Source organism: Persicirhabdus sediminis, from assembly GCF_016595495.1.
GTDB classification, from domain to species: Bacteria; Verrucomicrobiota; Verrucomicrobiia; order Verrucomicrobiales; family Akkermansiaceae; genus Persicirhabdus; species Persicirhabdus sediminis.
This window is the reverse complement of sequence record NZ_JAENIM010000023.1, coordinates 38283-54675: the sequence shown is the minus strand read 5'-3', so window position 1 is coordinate 54675 and position 16393 is coordinate 38283. Positions and strand designations below refer to the sequence as shown.

The 16393-nt window shown below is 49.3% G+C and carries 11 protein-coding genes; 4 read left to right on the top strand and 7 right to left on the bottom strand.

Features of this window, described 5'->3' with window-relative positions; translation table 11 throughout:
- Nucleotides 1–11 precede the first annotated feature (11 nt).
- Nucleotides 12–1409, bottom strand: coding sequence for a glucuronate isomerase (uxaC, locus tag JIN82_RS05310; RefSeq protein WP_200310607.1), 1398 nt, complete (start codon nt 1407–1409; stop codon nt 12–14).
- A 42-nt stretch (nt 1410–1451) separates the two neighbouring features.
- Nucleotides 1452–2003, bottom strand: coding sequence for a gluconokinase (locus tag JIN82_RS05305; RefSeq protein WP_234041792.1), 552 nt, complete (start codon nt 2001–2003; stop codon nt 1452–1454).
- 103 nt (nt 2004–2106) lie between these two features.
- On the opposite strand from JIN82_RS05305, the gene JIN82_RS05300 reads away from it, so the two are divergent.
- Nucleotides 2107–3246: a substrate-binding domain-containing protein gene (locus tag JIN82_RS05300; protein WP_200310605.1), complete on the top strand. Its 1140-nt coding sequence runs from the start codon at nt 2107–2109 to the stop codon at nt 3244–3246.
- Nucleotides 3247–3371: 125 nt separating this feature from the next.
- On the opposite strand, the gene JIN82_RS05295 is transcribed toward JIN82_RS05300, so the two are convergent.
- Nucleotides 3372–7124: a phosphoribosylformylglycinamidine synthase gene (locus JIN82_RS05295; protein WP_200310604.1), complete on the bottom strand. Its 3753-nt coding sequence runs from the start codon at nt 7122–7124 to the stop codon at nt 3372–3374.
- 727 nt (nt 7125–7851) lie between these two features.
- On the opposite strand from JIN82_RS05295, the gene gap reads away from it, so the two are divergent.
- The 3 genes from gap to tpiA all read left to right on the top strand — a co-directional run bounded on the left by gap (nt 7852) and on the right by tpiA (nt 10952).
- Nucleotides 7852–8859 carry a type I glyceraldehyde-3-phosphate dehydrogenase gene (gap, locus tag JIN82_RS05290; RefSeq protein WP_200310603.1) on the top strand — a complete coding sequence of 336 codons (1008 nt, stop codon included), beginning with the start codon at nt 7852–7854 and terminating at the stop codon, nt 8857–8859.
- Nucleotides 8860–8951: 92 nt separating this feature from the next.
- The gene (locus JIN82_RS17130; protein WP_234041791.1) at nt 8952–10151 is read left to right on the top strand and encodes a phosphoglycerate kinase; all 1200 of its coding nucleotides are present in this window, start codon (nt 8952–8954) and stop codon (nt 10149–10151) included.
- Between the two features lie 30 nt (nt 10152–10181).
- Entirely contained in the window at nt 10182–10952 is a 771-nt protein-coding gene (gene tpiA, locus JIN82_RS17125; protein WP_234041790.1) for a triose-phosphate isomerase, read from the top strand.
- 300 nt (nt 10953–11252) lie between these two features.
- Here tpiA and JIN82_RS05280 read toward each other — a convergent pair whose 3' ends face one another.
- The 4 genes from JIN82_RS05280 to fucP form a co-directional block, all read right to left on the bottom strand.
- Complete coding sequence (locus tag JIN82_RS05280) at nt 11253–12551, bottom strand: serine/threonine protein kinase (protein WP_200310602.1); 1299 nt, start codon at nt 12549–12551, stop codon at nt 11253–11255.
- A gap of 214 nt (nt 12552–12765) precedes the next feature.
- Complete coding sequence (locus JIN82_RS05275) at nt 12766–13356, bottom strand: LUD domain-containing protein (protein WP_200310601.1); 591 nt, start codon at nt 13354–13356, stop codon at nt 12766–12768.
- A 418-nt stretch (nt 13357–13774) separates the two neighbouring features.
- Nucleotides 13775–14500, bottom strand: a complete 726-nt coding sequence (locus tag JIN82_RS05270; protein WP_200310600.1) for an L-rhamnose mutarotase — start codon at nt 14498–14500, stop codon at nt 13775–13777.
- 31 nt (nt 14501–14531) lie between these two features.
- Nucleotides 14532–16229 carry an L-fucose:H+ symporter permease gene (fucP, locus tag JIN82_RS05265; protein WP_234041789.1) on the bottom strand — a complete coding sequence of 566 codons (1698 nt, stop codon included), beginning with the start codon at nt 16227–16229 and terminating at the stop codon, nt 14532–14534.
- Between the last annotated feature and the right edge of the window lie 164 nt (nt 16230–16393).

The following is a 16393-nucleotide window of genomic DNA, read 5'->3' as shown; positions in this document are numbered from 1 at the left end:
TAAGTTTTAATTTACCAGTGGAAATAATTTTTCGAGTTATTGTAACAGATATTGGACACGAGCTTGGATAGCTCTTGCTTATCGGCTGGTATTTCTCCTAGCTCAGCAGCCTGTCCTAGGTATTGGCAAAGCAGGCGTCTGAAATATTCGTGGCGGACGTAGGAGGTGAACGAGCGGGAATCGGTGAGCATGCCAACGAAGGTGCCTAGGGCGCCGTAGCTGGAAAATAGATCCAGCTGTTCTAACATTCCTTTTTTGTAATCGAGGTGCCACCAAGCTGGTCCGTATTGCAATTTGCCTGGGCAGCTGGCGTCTTGGAATGACTGCAGTGCGCAGCAGATAGATGAGCTCTCGTTAGGGTTGAGGTTGTAGACGATTACTCTAGGCAGCTGGTCATTGTTATTTAGCTGATCGAGGAAGTTAATGAGCTTAGTGGTTTGCTGCCAGTTGCCCATGGTGTCGAATCCCGCATCGGGTCCAACTTGTTGGAAAAGCTTGCTGTTAGTGTTTCTGAGTGGCCCGAGGTGCAGCTGCATGGTCCAGTTTTTTTCGTGGTTCCAGCGCGCAGTGTTAGCCATGATGGCAAAAGCAAATTGATCCCACTCTAGCTCGTTTGAGGCTGAACCTGCGACTACTTTTTGGAAGATGGCTTCTAGCTGTTCGTCGCTAGCTGGTTCAGTTGGGCTGAATGGAGGTCCGTGGTCTGAGAGTCGGCAGCCTGCTTGGTGGAACTCATCGTGGCGCAATTTAAGTGCCGCTATCAGCGCTTGATAGCTGTCGATTTGCGAACCGATACGCTGAGCAAGTTGGTTGATCCAGTTAGTAAATTTTTCTGGTTCGTCGGTTTTCATTGCCAAGTCTGGACGGAATGTCGGCAGGACTTTGCATTTTCCAACACCTTGTAGCTTGAGGTGACTGCTTAGGTCGCTAGCTGGATCATCAGTTGTGCAGATCGTTTCTACATTAAAGAATTCTAGCAGCCCACGAACACTTAGTTTGGGATCGTTTTGCAGCTTGTCGTTAGCTTGCAGCCAGATCTCCTCAGCGGTGTTAGCTGATAGCAGGGTGTTAATGCCGAAGACGCGTTTGAGTTCAAAGTGAGCCCATTGGTGGACTGGGTTACCCAATGCTAGAGGCATGATGCTAGCGAATGCGTGAAATTTCTCCCACGGGCTGGCTGTGCCTGAAATGAATTTTTCATCCACACCGCTAGCGCGCATGAGTCGCCACTTGTAGTGGTCGTATTTCAGCCAAAGTTCCCAGAGGTTTTCGAAGCGGTGGTCATCAAGCACTTCGTCTTGAGGTAAGTGAGTGTGGAAATCGATGATTGGCTGATTTTTAGCGACCTCGTGGTAGAGCCAGCGAGAGGTTGCAGTGGTCAGAAATACATCGTCGTGAAGGTAATCCATGATTGGCTAATGGGCTAAAGTAGTGGCAGGTGTTGATGTGAGTTAGACGGGGCAATCCATTCCTAAGGTCATTTTCACAGCAGCAATGATTTGCGGGCAAATTTCTTCAGGGGACGATGAGATGTCTACTTGGATTGCGTTGACTGGCTCTTCTAGAATCGCAAATTGACTGTCAATCAATGACGCTGGCATGAAATGGTTTTCTTGGTTTGCGCGGTTTTGCATTCTTTGCAGAATGGTTTGTCTATCTCCTCTGAGGTAGACAAATTGGGTTTTCACCGCGCAGGATCTTAATTGTTGTCGGTAGGTAGATTTCAATGATGAACAGGCTACGATGGTGGGCTCGCCGCTAGATTTGCGTGAGTTGATAAGTTGACACAATGAGTCGAGCCAGCTTTTTCTATCAGTGTCGTTGAGCGCTATGCCGTGCGACATCTTATCGATATTGCTGGCTGGATGGTAATCGTCACCGTCGAAAAATTGTCCATCGAGCATTGCTGCTAGTTGCTTGCCTATCGTTGTTTTTCCGCAGCCACATACTCCCATCAAGATGATTGTTGGGAAGATGTAATCTGTTTCATTCATTACGATCATTGTGTCGCGAAATCATTTTTATGCAATGTCTGCTTGCGAAATTACGTTTTATAAAATACGACGTTTAGAGTCGTTAAGTGCAAACACGAATATTCAGCAAACCATGAGAAAGAAACGCATTCTATTTATGTCTGACCGCATTGGTTATTTTACGCGCGAACTCCTGCGTGGAATTATTGATGTCTCTAAGGAAAGAGAGTGGTGGGATGTGTGGACTTCGCCAGCTGTGAGTGAGCGTCAGCAGCTGGAAAAGCTGGTGGCTCGCGGCGGCATTTCCGGCGTGATTGCACGTGGGGTGGCTGCTGATACACTGGTTTATTTGCGACAGCTTGGCGTTCCAGTGGTTGAGTTGCGTGGGCCAGCTGGCTTTGTGAGCGAGGAGCAAATTGGTCCACACGCAGACGATTATGCGGTTGGTCAGATTGCTGCCTCTGAGTTTCAGCGGCTAGGAGTTTTGAGTGCTGGTTACGTCCATTGGGAGGGAGTTTTGTGGTCCAAACAGCGTGGTGATGCCTTTACCGAGTCGATTAACTGGGGCGGCTGCGAGTGGCTTCGTCTGGAGCCAGAAGAATCTACTGGCTGGACGGCGATAGAAAAAATTGCCGACTGGCTAGAATCCAAAACAAAACCTATCGGCGTATTAGGTTGCTGTGATCAGGTTGGTCTAGCTGTGTTGCAGGCCTGTGTATTGATCAATGCTAGAGTGCCAGAAGAGGTTGCGGTGATTGGCGTGGATAATGATGTTCTAGCCTGTGATTTTGCCTCGCCTGCACTGAGTAGTATTGATTTGAACCCGATCGACATTGGGCGAGCTGCGGCGATTCACTTGGCGCGGCGCCTCGATCTAACTAGGGTGCCACGTGAAGAGGAAGTTCGTCCGCCGTATTTGGTGGCGCGTGGTTCTAGCCATCGCGTTGACCGCTACCTGCAGATCTATCAAAGTGCGCTTTATTGGATGGATCAGAATGCGCTGCGTGGTGCCTCAGTGTCTGAGGTGGCCACCGCTTGTGGTTATTCTCGCCGTGGTTTGGAGCGAGCATTTGGCAAGCATGCGGGCACAAGCCCTGGTCATGTGCTGCGCGATATCAAGACGCAGGCGATTATTAAGCTGCTGCAAACGCAGAATCTACCATTAGAGAAAATTGCCGCACAGTCAGGATTTCCTGACGCGTCGAGCTTGGGTCAGTTTATAAAAAGACAGACGGGTAAATCACCGGGCGAGTTGAGGCAGCTAGATCATTAGATCGCTAGGGATTTTAGCTAGAAATAAATAAGCCCGCAGCTGGATGGCTGCGGGCTTTTTTGTGATGATTGATTTCGTTAGCTGGCTGGAATTTCCAGCCAGCTAACTATTATCAGTTGAGTTGATTATCCGATGAAGTAATCGACGCCAGCCTTGAAGAGTGGCTGGTGTTTTTCACCTGGGATGTTTTTGCCGACTGCAGTGCCGCGGCGCTCGGTGTGGCCCATTTTGCCGAGAACACGTCCGCATGGTGAGCTGATGCCCTCGATGGCGTAGAGTGATCCGTTCGGGTTGTAGGCGATGTTGAGGCTTGGGTTGCCAGCGAGGTCGGTGTACTGAGTGGCGATCTGTCCGTTAGCGGCGAGCTGTTTGATGTCTTCAGCTGTGGCGTAGAACTTTCCTTCACCGTGAGATACTGGGATCTGGTGGATGTCGCCAACTGAGCAGTTAGCCATCCATGGTGAGAGGTTAGATGCGATACGAGTAGTGGTGTAGCAAGCGACGTGACGACCGATGTCGTTAAACGTTAGAGTCGGTGTGCCTGGCTTAGGATCTTGGATTTCACCGTATGGCAGGAGGCCAGTTTTGATGAGCGCCTGGAATCCGTTACAGATACCGAGGATGAGACCGTCGCGGTTTTTCAGCAGGTCCATCACAGCGTCACGTACGGCTGGGTTGCGCAGCACGGTGGCGGTGAATTTTCCTGATCCATCTGGCTCGTCACCGGCGGAGAATCCACCTGGCAGCATGAGGATTTGCGACTCGCGGATAGCGGCTGCAAAATCAGCAAGTGACTCCTCAACGCCTTGTGGGTTGAGGTTGCGGAAGATCAATGTGGATGCGTCGCCGCCAGCTTCGTTGAAGACTTTGGCGGTGTCGTATTCACAGTTAGTTCCAGGGAATACTGGAATGATCACCTTTGGCTTGGCGCCGCTAACGATGTTAGCTGATTTGCCAGCTGGCTCTGAGCGCTGGTAGCTGAATGTTTCCAGCTCGTCGTGTGGAGAAACGGCCTGAGTCGCGTATGTTGACTCGAGTGGATTTGTCCATGCGTTGAGTAGGCTGTCGAGGTCGATGTATTCGGCTCCAACAGAGATGTTTTCAGCTTCAGTTGTTTGGCCAATCTTCACCGCGGCGAGTGCGCTAGGTAGCTCGATGCTAGCTGGGACTTCGATGAGGAAGTCGAAGTAGCGTTCGCCGAAGAGCTCGTCTTCGCTGATGCTGAGTTCGGCGCCAATCTTGTTACCAAATGCCATCTTGGCGATGCCAACGGCGATGCCGCCTTCGGCGAGCGTGTGGATGGCGAGAGTTTTGCCGTCCGCGTTGATCGCGTAGATGAGGTCAGCAATTTCCTTGAGTCGGTCGAACTTAGGCAGCTGGTTGTCATCGCGCGGCACTGCTACGTGATAGATGTCTGATCCAGCTAGCTTGAACTCAGGAGAAATAGCATTTTGCGTTTTTCCTGGAGCGACGGCGAAGGAAACCAATGTAGGAGGCACATCGATCTCGTTGAAGGTTCCTGACATGGAATCTTTACCGCCGATAGCGCCGAGGCGCAGCTCGTTTTGCGCGACAAAGGCACCCATCAGCGCGCTGAATGGTTTGCCCCAGCGTGATGGATTGTTGCCAAGTTTTTCGAAGTATTCCTGCAGTGTGAGGCGGATGTCACCGAGGTGAGCGCCAGAAGCGACCACGCGGCATACAGACTCAGTGATGGCGTAGAGTGCGCCGTGGAATGGGCTCCAGCTAGCGATGTTGGCATTGAACCCCCAGCTCATGTGCGTACAGGTGGTGGTATCGCCTTTCATCAGAGGAATCTTGGCGACCATGGCGTCTGTAGGTGTGAGCTGGTATTTGCCGCCAAATGGGTTGAGCACGGTGCCGGCGCCGATGGAGGCGTCGAACTGCTCGCCGAGGCCTTTCTGGCTGGCTGAGTTGAGGTCGGAAAGGGCTGCTTTCCATTTGTCTTCGAGGCCATCAGCTGATTGCACGGCTGGGATGGCTTTGCCGAGTGGGCAGTCAGCGGCTGGAGCATCTACCTTGATTTTGGTAGAAAGCTGAACGCCGTTGGTGTCGAGGAATTCGCGAGACAGGTCAACGATAGTGGTTCCGCGCCAGTTCATGACGAGGCGACCGCTATCAGTAACGTCGGCTACGTGGGTGCACTCAAGGTTTTCCTTGTCGCACTCAGCTTGGAAATATTCGATTTCAGATGGATCTACGCAGATGGCCATGCGCTCCTGAGACTCAGCAATTGCCAGCTCAGTACCGTCGAGGCCGTCGTACTTTTTCTTCACGGCATCGAGGTTGATGATCAGGCTTGGAGCAATTTCACCAATCGCTACTGATACACCACCAGCTCCGAAGTCGTTACAAATCTTGATTTTCTTAGCCAGCTCTGGGTTGCGGAAAAGTCGTTGAACTTTGCGCTCAGTTGGCGGATCACCTTTCTGAACTTCAGCGGAATTTTCCAGCGCTGTATCCGTGTGCTCTTTAGAAGAACCAGTAGCGCCACCTACACCATCACGACCTGTGCGGCCACCGATGAGCAGGATCACATCGCCAGTAGCTGGAGTGCCACGGAAAACATTTTCCTTAGGCGCGGCAGCAACTACGGCACCGATTTCCATGCGCTTGGCAACGTAGTTCGGGTGGTAGACTTCAGATACTTGACCCGTAGCGAGGCCGATCTGGTTGCCGTATGAGCTGTATCCGTCTGCGGCTCCCTTACAGATTTTGCGCTGAGGGAGTTTGCCAGCTAGAGTTTCAGCAAATGGTGTGCGTGGGTCTGCAGCACCAGTGACGCGCATCGCTTGATACACGTATGAGCGGCCAGAAAGTGGGTCGCGAATACATCCGCCGAGACAGGTAGCAGCGCCACCAAATGGCTCGATTTCAGTTGGGTGGTTGTGAGTTTCGTTTTTAAACTGCACCAGCCACTCTTGTTCTTCGCCGTCGACGTCAACAGGAACCACGATGCTCGCGGCGTTGATTTCTTCAGAAACTTCCACGTTATCCAGCTCGCCAGTTTTGCGCAGCTCTTTCATGCCGATGAGCGCGATGTCCATCAGTGTTTGTGGGCGAGTTTCCAGCTTGTCGCCGTATACGTCAGCGCGCACTTGTAGGTAGCGGCGGTAAGCGTCTTGCACCACTTCAGTATTGTCATCAAAATCGACAGCTTCGATCTTGGTAGCAAAAGTCGTGTGGCGGCAGTGATCAGACCAATAAGTATCCAGCATCTTGATTTCAGTGATGCTTGGGTTGCGGCCTTCTTCGTCGCGGAAATATTTCTGGCAGAAGATGAGATCTTGGTGGCTCATTGCTAGGCCAAGGTCTGCACGCATGGTAGCGAGATCGTCAGCGCTTTTTTCATTAAAGCCAGCGAGGAATTCCACATCAGCGGGTACGTCCACCTTAAGCTCGAGGCTAGCTGGTACGTCCATGCTAGCTTCGCGTGAGTCCACTTGGTTGATAGTATATTCCTTGATGCTCTCGATCTGCTCAGCGGTGAGATCTCCAGCGAGCACGATGACACGTGCGGAGGCGATCAGCGGGCGCTGTTTCTGAGTAAGAATCTGCACACACTGGGCGGCTGAATCAGCACGCTGGTCAAACTGACCTGGAAGAAATTCTACCGCAAACGCTTGCTCGTCAGCAGCCAGCTTCAGCTGGCTGGAAACGTCGTCCACCTGTGGCTCAGAGAGGATCAGCTGGCTAGCATTGGCAAATTCCTCATCGCTGAGACCATCCACATCATAGCGCTGGATGACCCGAAGCCCATCAAGCTGGGGGAGGTTGAGATTTTCCTTCAGATCGTGCAGAAGCTCACGAGCTTGGGTATTAAATTCGGATTGTTTCTCGACAAAAATTCGGTTCATTGGACTCTCGGTTTTTGGCTGGGGCTTGGAAAGAATCGGCATCCTAGTAAGATCAGCGTGCTAGGCAAGGGGAATGCGACTCTATAAAGGAAAAAATTTGGTCGCAGAAATTACCCCATCTTTGACACAACTCAAGATGGTGGTTTTTGGAGTTGAAAGTTTTCCGTGTGCAGATTTCAGGCTAGGACGATGAAGGGGAGAGTTGAAAGTTTTCCGTGTGCAGTTTTCATGCTGGGACGATGAAGTGTTGGGGGAGGGAAGGAGTGGAAAGTTTTCCGTGTTCAGTTTTCAGACCGGTCTGATGGAGCGTTGGGGGAGCTGAGTGCTGCAGGGTTTTGTGTGTAGTATTGTGTGGGATTCGGTTTTTGCGGGATTTTTGGGTGTTCTGGGGGGGGCATTTGTTGTTTTAGCAAATGCTGCGTGGTGGTGAGGAAAATTGTGAAATCGCGCTTGCTTTGGGATTTATTTTGGTTTTTCGCTTGGGTTTTTACATAATGCTTTGGTTTTCAGTGATATGTTGTTTGTTCTTGCTTGTGACGATGGTGGTTTCGCTAGATCACTTGGTCGCGGGGCTTATTGATATTAAGGGGAGAATGAAGCACAGAACGAGAATCCGTGTGCATTTCTTGCTTTTGAGCCAAGCAGGTATTGACGAATCCTAGGTGGGGGGATTACTTTGCGTCGCGCTTCCCGCTCAGGTGGAGGCATTTTATAACCAAAGAAAACCATGGCTAACTACGCAATTAATGGATTTGGACGCATCGGACGCAACGTGCTCCGTGCACTCAGCGCTGACGAACGTAAGAAGGTTGTTGCAATCAACGATCTCACAGATAACAAGACTCTTGCTCACCTCCTTAAGTACGACTCTACTCAGGGTATCTTTGACGCAGAGGTAGACTACGATGACGAGTACATCATCATCGACGGTCACAAAATCCACGCAACTGCAGAGCGTGACCCAGCTAAGCTTCCTTGGGCTGAGTTCGGTGTAGACGTTGTTCTTGAGTCAACTGGTTTCTTCGCTTCTGGCGAAGGTTCAGCTAAGCACATCGCTGCTGGCGCCAAGAAAGTTCTCATCTCAGCACCTGCTAAGAACCCAGATCTTACATTCTGTCTCGGCATCAACGATCAAGACTACGATGCATCTAAGCATCACATCGTTTCTAACGCATCATGCACAACTAACTGTCTTGCACCTCTCGTAAAGGTACTTAACGACACTTGGGGTGTTGAGCGTGGCTTCATGTCAACAATTCACTCATACACAAACGATCAGAGCATCCTTGACCTTCCTCATGCTGATCTCCGTCGTGCACGTGCAGCAGCAGTGAACATCATTCCTACTTCTACTGGTGCAGCTAAGGCTATCGGTGAAGTTCTTCCAGAAATGAAGGGCAAGCTTGACGGTGGTTCATTCCGTGTTCCAACACCAACAGGTTCACTTACAGACTTCACAGCACTTCTCCCAGCAGGCGTTAACGTAACTGCAGAAGAAGTAAACGCAGCATTCAAAGCAGCAGCTGAAGGCGCAATGAAAGGTATCCTTGAGTACAGCGAGCTTCCACTCGTACTTCAAGACATCGTTTCTAACCCACACAGCTCAATCCTCGACGCAGGTTGCACACAGGTTATCGGTGGCAACTTCGTTAAGGTTTGCTCATGGTACGACAACGAGTGGGGTTACTCAAACCGCGCTGCTGACGCACTCATCATGCTCGGCGCATCTCTCTAATTCGTCTCTGAATTATTTTACAGAGCCGAGGGCTGGGGAAACCCTCCCCTCGGCTTTTTTTATTTTCCAACCAAACAAAATAATTTTCCATTATGGCTAAACTTTCTATCAAAGACCTTGATGTAAAAGGTCGTGAAGTGCTGATGCGTGTTGATTTCAACGTGCCAGTAAATGCTGAACTCCAAATCACTGACGATACTCGTATCGAGGCAGCTCTGCCAAGCATCAAGCACCTCATCGCAGGTGGCGCTAAGCTTGTTCTTTGCTCGCACATGGGCCGTCCAGCTGGTGCTCCAGATCCAAAATTCTCACTTAAGGCTGCTGCTGTGCGCCTGGGTGAATACCTTGGTCAAGACGTGCAGTTTGCAAGCGACAGCATTGGTGAAGAAGTAGCAGCTCAGCGTGCCGCTCTTACCGATGGTCAAGTGCTTCTGCTTGAGAATACACGTTTCTACAACGAAGAGAAAAAGAACGACTCTGAGTATGCTAAGGCACTTGCCGGCAATGCAGAGATCTTTGTTAACGACGCATTTGGTACAGCACACCGTGCACACGCATCTACTGAAGGTGTGACACATTTCGTAAAGCAGAGCGCAATGGGCTTCCTGATCGCTCGTGAGCTTGAGTTCCTTGGCGACAAGATTGCTAACGCTGAGTCACCATTCCTCGTAATCATGGGTGGTGCTAAAGTGAGCGACAAGATCCAGGTGATCAACTCACTGATGGACAAAGCAAATACTTTCATCATCGGTGGTGGTATGGCTTACACATTCCTCAAAGCTCAGGGCTACAAGATCGGCAAATCACTTTGCGAAGATGATTTCCTCGACCTTGCACTTGATATCCTCAAGAACGCTAAGGAAAAAGGCATCAAGTTCCTTCTTCCTGTTGATAGCTGTGTTTCTAAAGAGTTCAGCGCAACTTCTGAGTGCAAAATGACTGAGTCATTTGCTGACGGTGGTGAAATCGGCGACGACTGGATGGGTCTGGATATCGGACCAAAGGCGATCGAAGATTTCAAAGCTGCTGTAGCTGAGTCTAAGACTATTCTCTGGAACGGCCCAATGGGTGTGTTTGAAATGGAGAACTTTGCACCAGGTACACGCGCGATCACAGAAGCAGTTGCCAAGAGCGACGCTGTTTCAATCGTAGGTGGTGGTGATTCTGTTACTGCTGTTAAGAAGTTTGGCGACGAGAAAGACTTCAGCTTCATCTCTACAGGTGGTGGCGCGTCTCTCGAGCTGCTTGAAGGCAAAACACTTCCTGGTGTTGCTGCTCTCGACGAAGTTTAATTTTAACCTTATATCAACCAACAAATTATTATGCGTAAACCAATCATCGCTGCTAACTGGAAGATGAACCACGGTCCAGCTGCTGCAGCTGACTTCTTCCCATCATTCATCAGCCAAGTTGAAGGCTTTGCTGCTAAGTGCGACATCGTCGTAGCAGCTCCTATGGTATCTCTGGCTGCAGCTTCTGCTGCGCTTAAGGGATGTGACTCTGTTGCTCTTGCAGCACAGAACGTTTCTCAAAACGACAACGGTGCATTCACCGGCGAAACTAGCACAGACATGCTCAAAGAGCTCGGTGTTGAGTTTGTTATCACTGGTCACAGTGAGCGTCGTACTCTCTACGGTGAGACTAACGAAATAGTGAATGCGAAGAACAAGAAAGTTCTTGCAGCTGGAATGAAGCCAATCTTCTGCATCGGCGAAACTCTGGAAGAGCGTGAAGGCGGCAAGCTGGAAGCTGTTCTCGGTTCACAGGTTAAAGAAGGTCTTGCAGGTATCTCAGTTGAAGATCTTGCTAACGTTGTTATCGCTTACGAGCCAGTATGGGCAATCGGTACAGGCGTAACTGCTACTTCTGCACAAGCACAAGAAACTCACGCGTTCGTACGTTCAGTAGTAGCTGAAGTATACGGCCAAGACGCAGCTGACGCGATCCGTATCCAATACGGCGGCAGCGCAAACGGCGGCAACGCTGAAGAGCTTCTTGCTCAAGCTGACATCGACGGTGGTCTGGTTGGCGGTGCTTCTCTCGCTGCGGACAGCTTCTCTGAGCTGATCGCTAACGGCGTGAAGAACTACTAATTCACCAAATTACTAGCGTAGTTTTTAGTGCCCTGTGAGCCCAGCTCGCAGGGCGCTTTTGTTTTAGCCAATGGCAGCTAGCTAGAAATTGGGTCAGCTAGAAATTGACCAGCTAGAAATTGACCAGCTAGAAATTGACCAGCTAGAAATTGACCAGCTAGAAATTGGACTAGCTAGAAATTGGACTAACTAGAAATTGGACTAACTAGAAATTGGACTAACTAGAAATTAGGCCAGCTAGGAATTTGACCAGCTAGGAATGGAGTCATTCAGCTGAATGGTGAGCTAGCTGGGGGAAACTTATTCAGTACGCTCGAGTGGTTCCCACGGACCTTTTTTGGTGCGGAAATCTGGGCGCTCATGTCTTTTGCGCTGTTGGGTATATGGGGCTACTACCGGTTGAGCTTGAGGAACCGCATTTACTGGAGCTGTGAGGATACCACTGTTTGGTGGTGGTGAGTTTTGAGCCTGCGGTGCCGGTGTCCGGTTATTCGCGAGAATAGCAATGACGAGCACGGCGACGATTAGGCCGATGAGAGCTATAATCCCCGGGGAAAATACGGATTCGTTAGCTGATGGGTAATAGCTGGCGCTCCTGCGTATTTGGCGGGATACTGGGCGTGCAATCGCTGCATTTGAGGTGCGACGAGGACGTGGTCGTGGTTGCGGAACCGTTGGTGTTGGCGCCGAGTAGGTGCTCACTGATGAGCTTTTGTGCTCAGCTACAGCGGCGACGGTTTGGTGCCTTGAGGTGGTGATTTTTAGAATGGCAGCTTGAGATTCTACAGCCAAATGCTCGCGGAACTTTTCCAGTTCTTTGCGCATGATCTTAGTATTGGCATAGCGTTTTGACGGCACTGGGTCCACAGCCTTGCGGATAATGTCGTCTAAACGAGCGCTGGCGCCAAGTTTGGTGGCTGATGAATACGGCCTTGTGGGAAGTTGACCACAAACCATTTCATAAAGGATAACACCAAGTGAGTAGATATCTGCACGCTGGGTGACCGGAGCCTGTTTGTCATTGAGCTCAGGGGCGCGGTAAGGTGAGACAAAGTTATCCTGCAACAGAGCTGGGCCTGATTTGATGGGGCGGTCTAGGGCAAAACCGATGATTACTGGCTCCGCCGACTCGTTGATCAAGATATTCTCTGGGGAGAGACGGCGGTGGACAATGAGCTCGCTGTGCAGAGCGCTGAGCGCAGAAGCACATTTAGAAACAAGTACGGCGACCTTGGCCTGGTTGATGCGGTGCTCAGTGACGAGATCGCTAAGTCTGCGGCCACGGATGTAGTCCATGGCCAAGAAGATCATGCCGTCGACAATGCCGTAATTGAGAATTCTAGCGATGTGTGGGTTGTCTACTAGCATCAGCGCTTGCATCCTCTTTTCAAAATGCTCGAGGAAGGCGTTGTCCGTAGTATATCGCTTAGGTAGGATCTTAATCGCTACTTTCTGGCGTGTCTGGATGTCGCGTGCAACGTAGATGGCTGAGCGCTGACGGCTTTCCAGAAGACGCAGAATCTGGTACTCAGCCATTAGTCGGTCGAGTTGTTCTGGCTTAGGAGCCGTAAATTTTTGCGCTAAGTTTGAATAGTCCATCAGACGCTTAGATAACGGGTGAGTATGTCAGACTATTTCAGATAGCAACCATTTTGCGCGTCAAGACGTCGCTTTTTTACAGAAAATGCGCACAAATAGATTTACTAATAATTTAGTTGGGGATTCTCCAGCTGGACTGCATGCAAGATGCGGTCCAGCTGAGGAGAATACTATGGTTGCGTAAATCTATGGTACCGATAACTTTCCAGCAGCATCAAATGATAATGATGAGCTGTGTAATGCTATTGGCAATAATAGGATTTTCGATGTTTTGTGTGTCAGCTGGGCAGAGTGACTCGATAATGTCGCTCTTCTCAGCTCTACTGTATGCAAGACTTGATAGGTCTTGCTTGATGTCTTCTTTGCGAACGATCGCAATTTGCACGCATGGAGTAACGCTTGCTAGACGCTGTGAGGTTAATGCGTGTTTGTAGACAATCTTGCCGGTTCTAGCGCAAGCTGCGTAGGCATTATGAATGCAGAAATCGATGCTGCCGACTGCATTGACAGGAAACTCAGCATTGATTTGGATGTCTTGTTGGGTGAGCGTAGACGCTATAAGCGGATGAAGTTCCGCTGGGCAGTAGCCGTTTGTGAGGCCGTTTTTCTGGAGAATTTTGCTAAGCGCCTGAACGTTAGTGATACAGACACCATTTTTATCAGTGAATGTATGCGCAAATCTGCTCCAGAGATTGGCAGGGTGGATGACGGGGATACCAGCCTGTTCGGTCTCGTTGCTCATGGGAGCATTCTCGGGCTCAAGTGCCTGCTGAATGCGAGCGAGTATTTTTGTACGAGATGACATAGGGCGGTTGGGTTGTTAATCGTTAATTGACTTTATTAGCCTATATTCGACCATTGGCCGAACACTTTATTGCTGTTAGGTGAAGTTTTCATAAAACAACTTAAACGATTGAATGATGTTATGTTTAAGTGCTTTAGCTAAATCAATCAATTAGATTTTGCCATTAATTTGTCATTTTCTTCATTCTGTATGACGGATGGTGCAATCTATTTAAATTGATTTTTAGTGTTGAATGTTTATTTGATCTTCTATCGATGGCTAACTTGCTTCTCTTATCTGCTTAAAATAGGGAGTTAATGGCGCTTGCTTCCGTGCTACTGGAAGTCATGTTATTCGTTAGGTCATGATAATTAAAAAGCCACCATCACAGAATGGCTGTGAGGGTGGCTTTGTATTGATATATTAAATATTCTGTCGGCTACTTGAGTTGGGCGCCCCATGGAATTTCATCCATGACCGTCCAGATCTCATTTTTAGCTGCTGCGGTTGGCAGTGGGATCTGACACGGGTCAGTATGTTTCCACCAGCGCTGCGTCACAGGACAGTCGCCAATGGCTTCCATGTCTTTCTTGTAGCTGTCACCAATGTACTCGAAGTAAGAGAAGAGGTAGAGCTTATCACCAATGTCTGTGAGGTAGATGCTGTAGTTACGGATGTTAGCTTTGGCGATGGTATCGAGAACGCCTTGCCACGGGGTGAGGTGCAGTGTGCGGTACTGCATCTCTTTTTCAAACTTCAGCCCGGTGACGGCAGCTACTTTGCGAACTGGTCCCTTTGGCTCTGACTTATTACCTTCTGTGAAATACACCGGTTCCAGCGCGCGCCACATTTTGCCTTGCTTGGCAGAAAACGGATGCGGTTGTTGGTGCTGGGCACATTTGCCAAACCACTCGGCGATTTGCGGAACTTTAGCCGCTTTGGCAAATGGCTTGTAGTAATTTGGTGAGTCTAGGCGGAAGTGGTTAAAGGCGACATCTTTGCCGTCTACTTCAGCAGTAAACATGGAAAGGTTAGTTGCGCCATTAGCCGCAAGGGTATCTAGGGTGCCGCTAGGCATTTCCGCGTTAGCGGCTTTGTATTGCTCAAGCTCACCGTCTTTGAAGAAGGTGAAACCAGCACAGTATTTTTTGGGAAGCAGATTCATGATCTTTAATTGGTGCTATCTGATGAGAAAATTAAGCGTTTTTTCTCTTGCTGAAAAGAAAACCGTAAATAGCGATCACGATAAAGCAAATTAGAGGCAGGTAGAATGACCCACGGATACCTGTAGTGCCCATAAATCTTTCCATGTCAATAATTCCACCCTGTAAACGAGGCATAAATGCACCACCAACAATTGCAAAAATTAGACCAGCTGAGCCTAGTTTTGCATCTGGCCCCACACCTTCCAGCGCGATTCCGTAGATAGTTGGGAACATCAGAGACATACATGCTGATGTGAGGATGAGGCAGTAGATGCCGCCCATGCCCTGAAGGTGAATGGTACCCAAACACAGCGCAATGGCTACTAGTGATAGAGCTGCAAGTAGTTTGCCTGGGCTAACGAATTTCAGGAAGAAGGTACAAATGAAGCGGCTGCACAGGAAGATAACCATCGCCAGAATATTGTGGTTCTGTGCAGTAGCTTTATCCATGCCAAGGTTTTGCTGGCCGTATTGGATGATGTAGGTCCAGCACATGATTTGGGCGCCCACATAGAAGGCTTGGGCAATCACACCACCGACGTAGCGTGGGTTGGTGAATAAGCGCTTGCAAGTAGCTGAGAAATGCAACTCATGGTCGTTCGAGTTAGGATTCTCGGTGTGTGGAAGCTTCACCACGATAAAGAGCACGAGCACAGTGAGTACAACAAAACCAATGATCATGTAGGGCGTTGAGATGATGTCGAGGTCATCACCTTGGAAATCTGCATGGTTCTTTCCTGTGAATGACGGAATGATTCCATTTTTATAATCTCTAAGCGCCATGTTGATGAGGTCGCCGTTAGGGATTTTGAATTTCTCTACCTTTGAGATCACTTGCTCTAATGGAAGTAAGGCGTCGCCTTTTGGTGTACTGAAGTAATCATCGACGAAATTAGCATCAGCTTCAGGTATATTTTGCTCACTAGCGTAAGTGGCTAGTTCAGCTGGTGTTGAGAAGGCACCGTTTTGGTAGCCTTCAAGAGCTTGTACAGCTACAGCTTTCTTCTCAGCTGTTTTTTCGATGACGTATGCTTCGATGTTTTTGTCATGTACGCGGCCGTTAGGATCCGCTTTTAAAATGGGGAGAATGTTGAATTCTTCGACATTTTCAGAAACTCCGTTGAGCTCACTGTTATATCCTTTGACGTCACTACGGAAGTCTTCAACGGCTAGGTTAGAAAGAATAAAGATGCTGGCAACAACCATACCCGTTAGTGAGCCGATTGGATTGAATGCCTGGGCTAGGTTGAGACGCTGAGTAGCGGTCTTCTCATCACCCATTGATAGAATGTATGGATTGGCTGTTGTTTCGAGGAAGGCCAAACCAAAGGTGATAACGTAGAAGGCTACGAGGAAGATGTTGAAGTTAGCCATGTTAGCCGCTGGGATTGCGAGCATCGCGCCGCACGCATACAGGCTTAGGCCTAGAATAATACCAGCTCGGTAGGAATACTTACGAATGAAGATCGCCGCCGGAATCGCCATGGTCGCGTAGCCGCCGTAGAAGCAGGCTTGCACCCAGCTACTTTGGGCATTGCTGATGACAAAGACATCTTTGAATGCTGCTACTAAGGGGTTGGTGATATCGTTGGCAAAGCCCCACAGTGAAAACAGTGAGGTGACCATGATGAAGGACAGAAGATACTTTTTAGGTATGACTTCAACTTTTGTGTTATTTTCAGTGCTCATGTGTTATAGCTATTGTGCGAGTGTGATGTGAATACTTGATTGGTTGCAGTGCATCTGTAAAGTTTGAATGTGAAAATGTTTTTTATCCGCGGTTTGGGTGAAGGCGGGATAAGGTAATACGTACATTAACGATTCATATTTCCTGATGTTGATAGATTTTTAGC

What these genes read in the sequence shown, in the direction of transcription:
- JIN82_RS05270 (WP_200310600.1), bottom strand. Translation starts at nt 14,500, where the DNA reads ATGAATCTGCTTCCCAAAAAATACTGTGCTGGTTTCACCTTCTTCAAA.
- JIN82_RS05305 (WP_234041792.1), bottom strand. Translation starts at nt 2,003, where the DNA reads ATGATCGTAATGAATGAAACAGATTACATCTTCCCAACAATCATCTTG.
- JIN82_RS05280 (WP_200310602.1), bottom strand. Translation starts at nt 12,551, where the DNA reads ATGGACTATTCAAACTTAGCGCAAAAATTTACGGCTCCTAAGCCAGAA.
- tpiA (WP_234041790.1), top strand. Translation starts at nt 10,182, where the DNA reads ATGCGTAAACCAATCATCGCTGCTAACTGGAAGATGAACCACGGTCCA.
- JIN82_RS05275 (WP_200310601.1), bottom strand. Translation starts at nt 13,356, where the DNA reads ATGTCATCTCGTACAAAAATACTCGCTCGCATTCAGCAGGCACTTGAG.
- JIN82_RS05295 (WP_200310604.1), bottom strand. Translation starts at nt 7,124, where the DNA reads ATGAACCGAATTTTTGTCGAGAAACAATCCGAATTTAATACCCAAGCT.
- fucP (WP_234041789.1), bottom strand. Translation starts at nt 16,229, where the DNA reads ATGAGCACTGAAAATAACACAAAAGTTGAAGTCATACCTAAAAAGTAT.
- JIN82_RS05300 (WP_200310605.1), top strand. Translation starts at nt 2,107, where the DNA reads ATGAGAAAGAAACGCATTCTATTTATGTCTGACCGCATTGGTTATTTT.
- gap (WP_200310603.1), top strand. Translation starts at nt 7,852, where the DNA reads ATGGCTAACTACGCAATTAATGGATTTGGACGCATCGGACGCAACGTG.
- uxaC (WP_200310607.1), bottom strand. Translation starts at nt 1,409, where the DNA reads ATGGATTACCTTCACGACGATGTATTTCTGACCACTGCAACCTCTCGC.
- JIN82_RS17130 (WP_234041791.1), top strand. Translation starts at nt 8,952, where the DNA reads ATGGCTAAACTTTCTATCAAAGACCTTGATGTAAAAGGTCGTGAAGTG.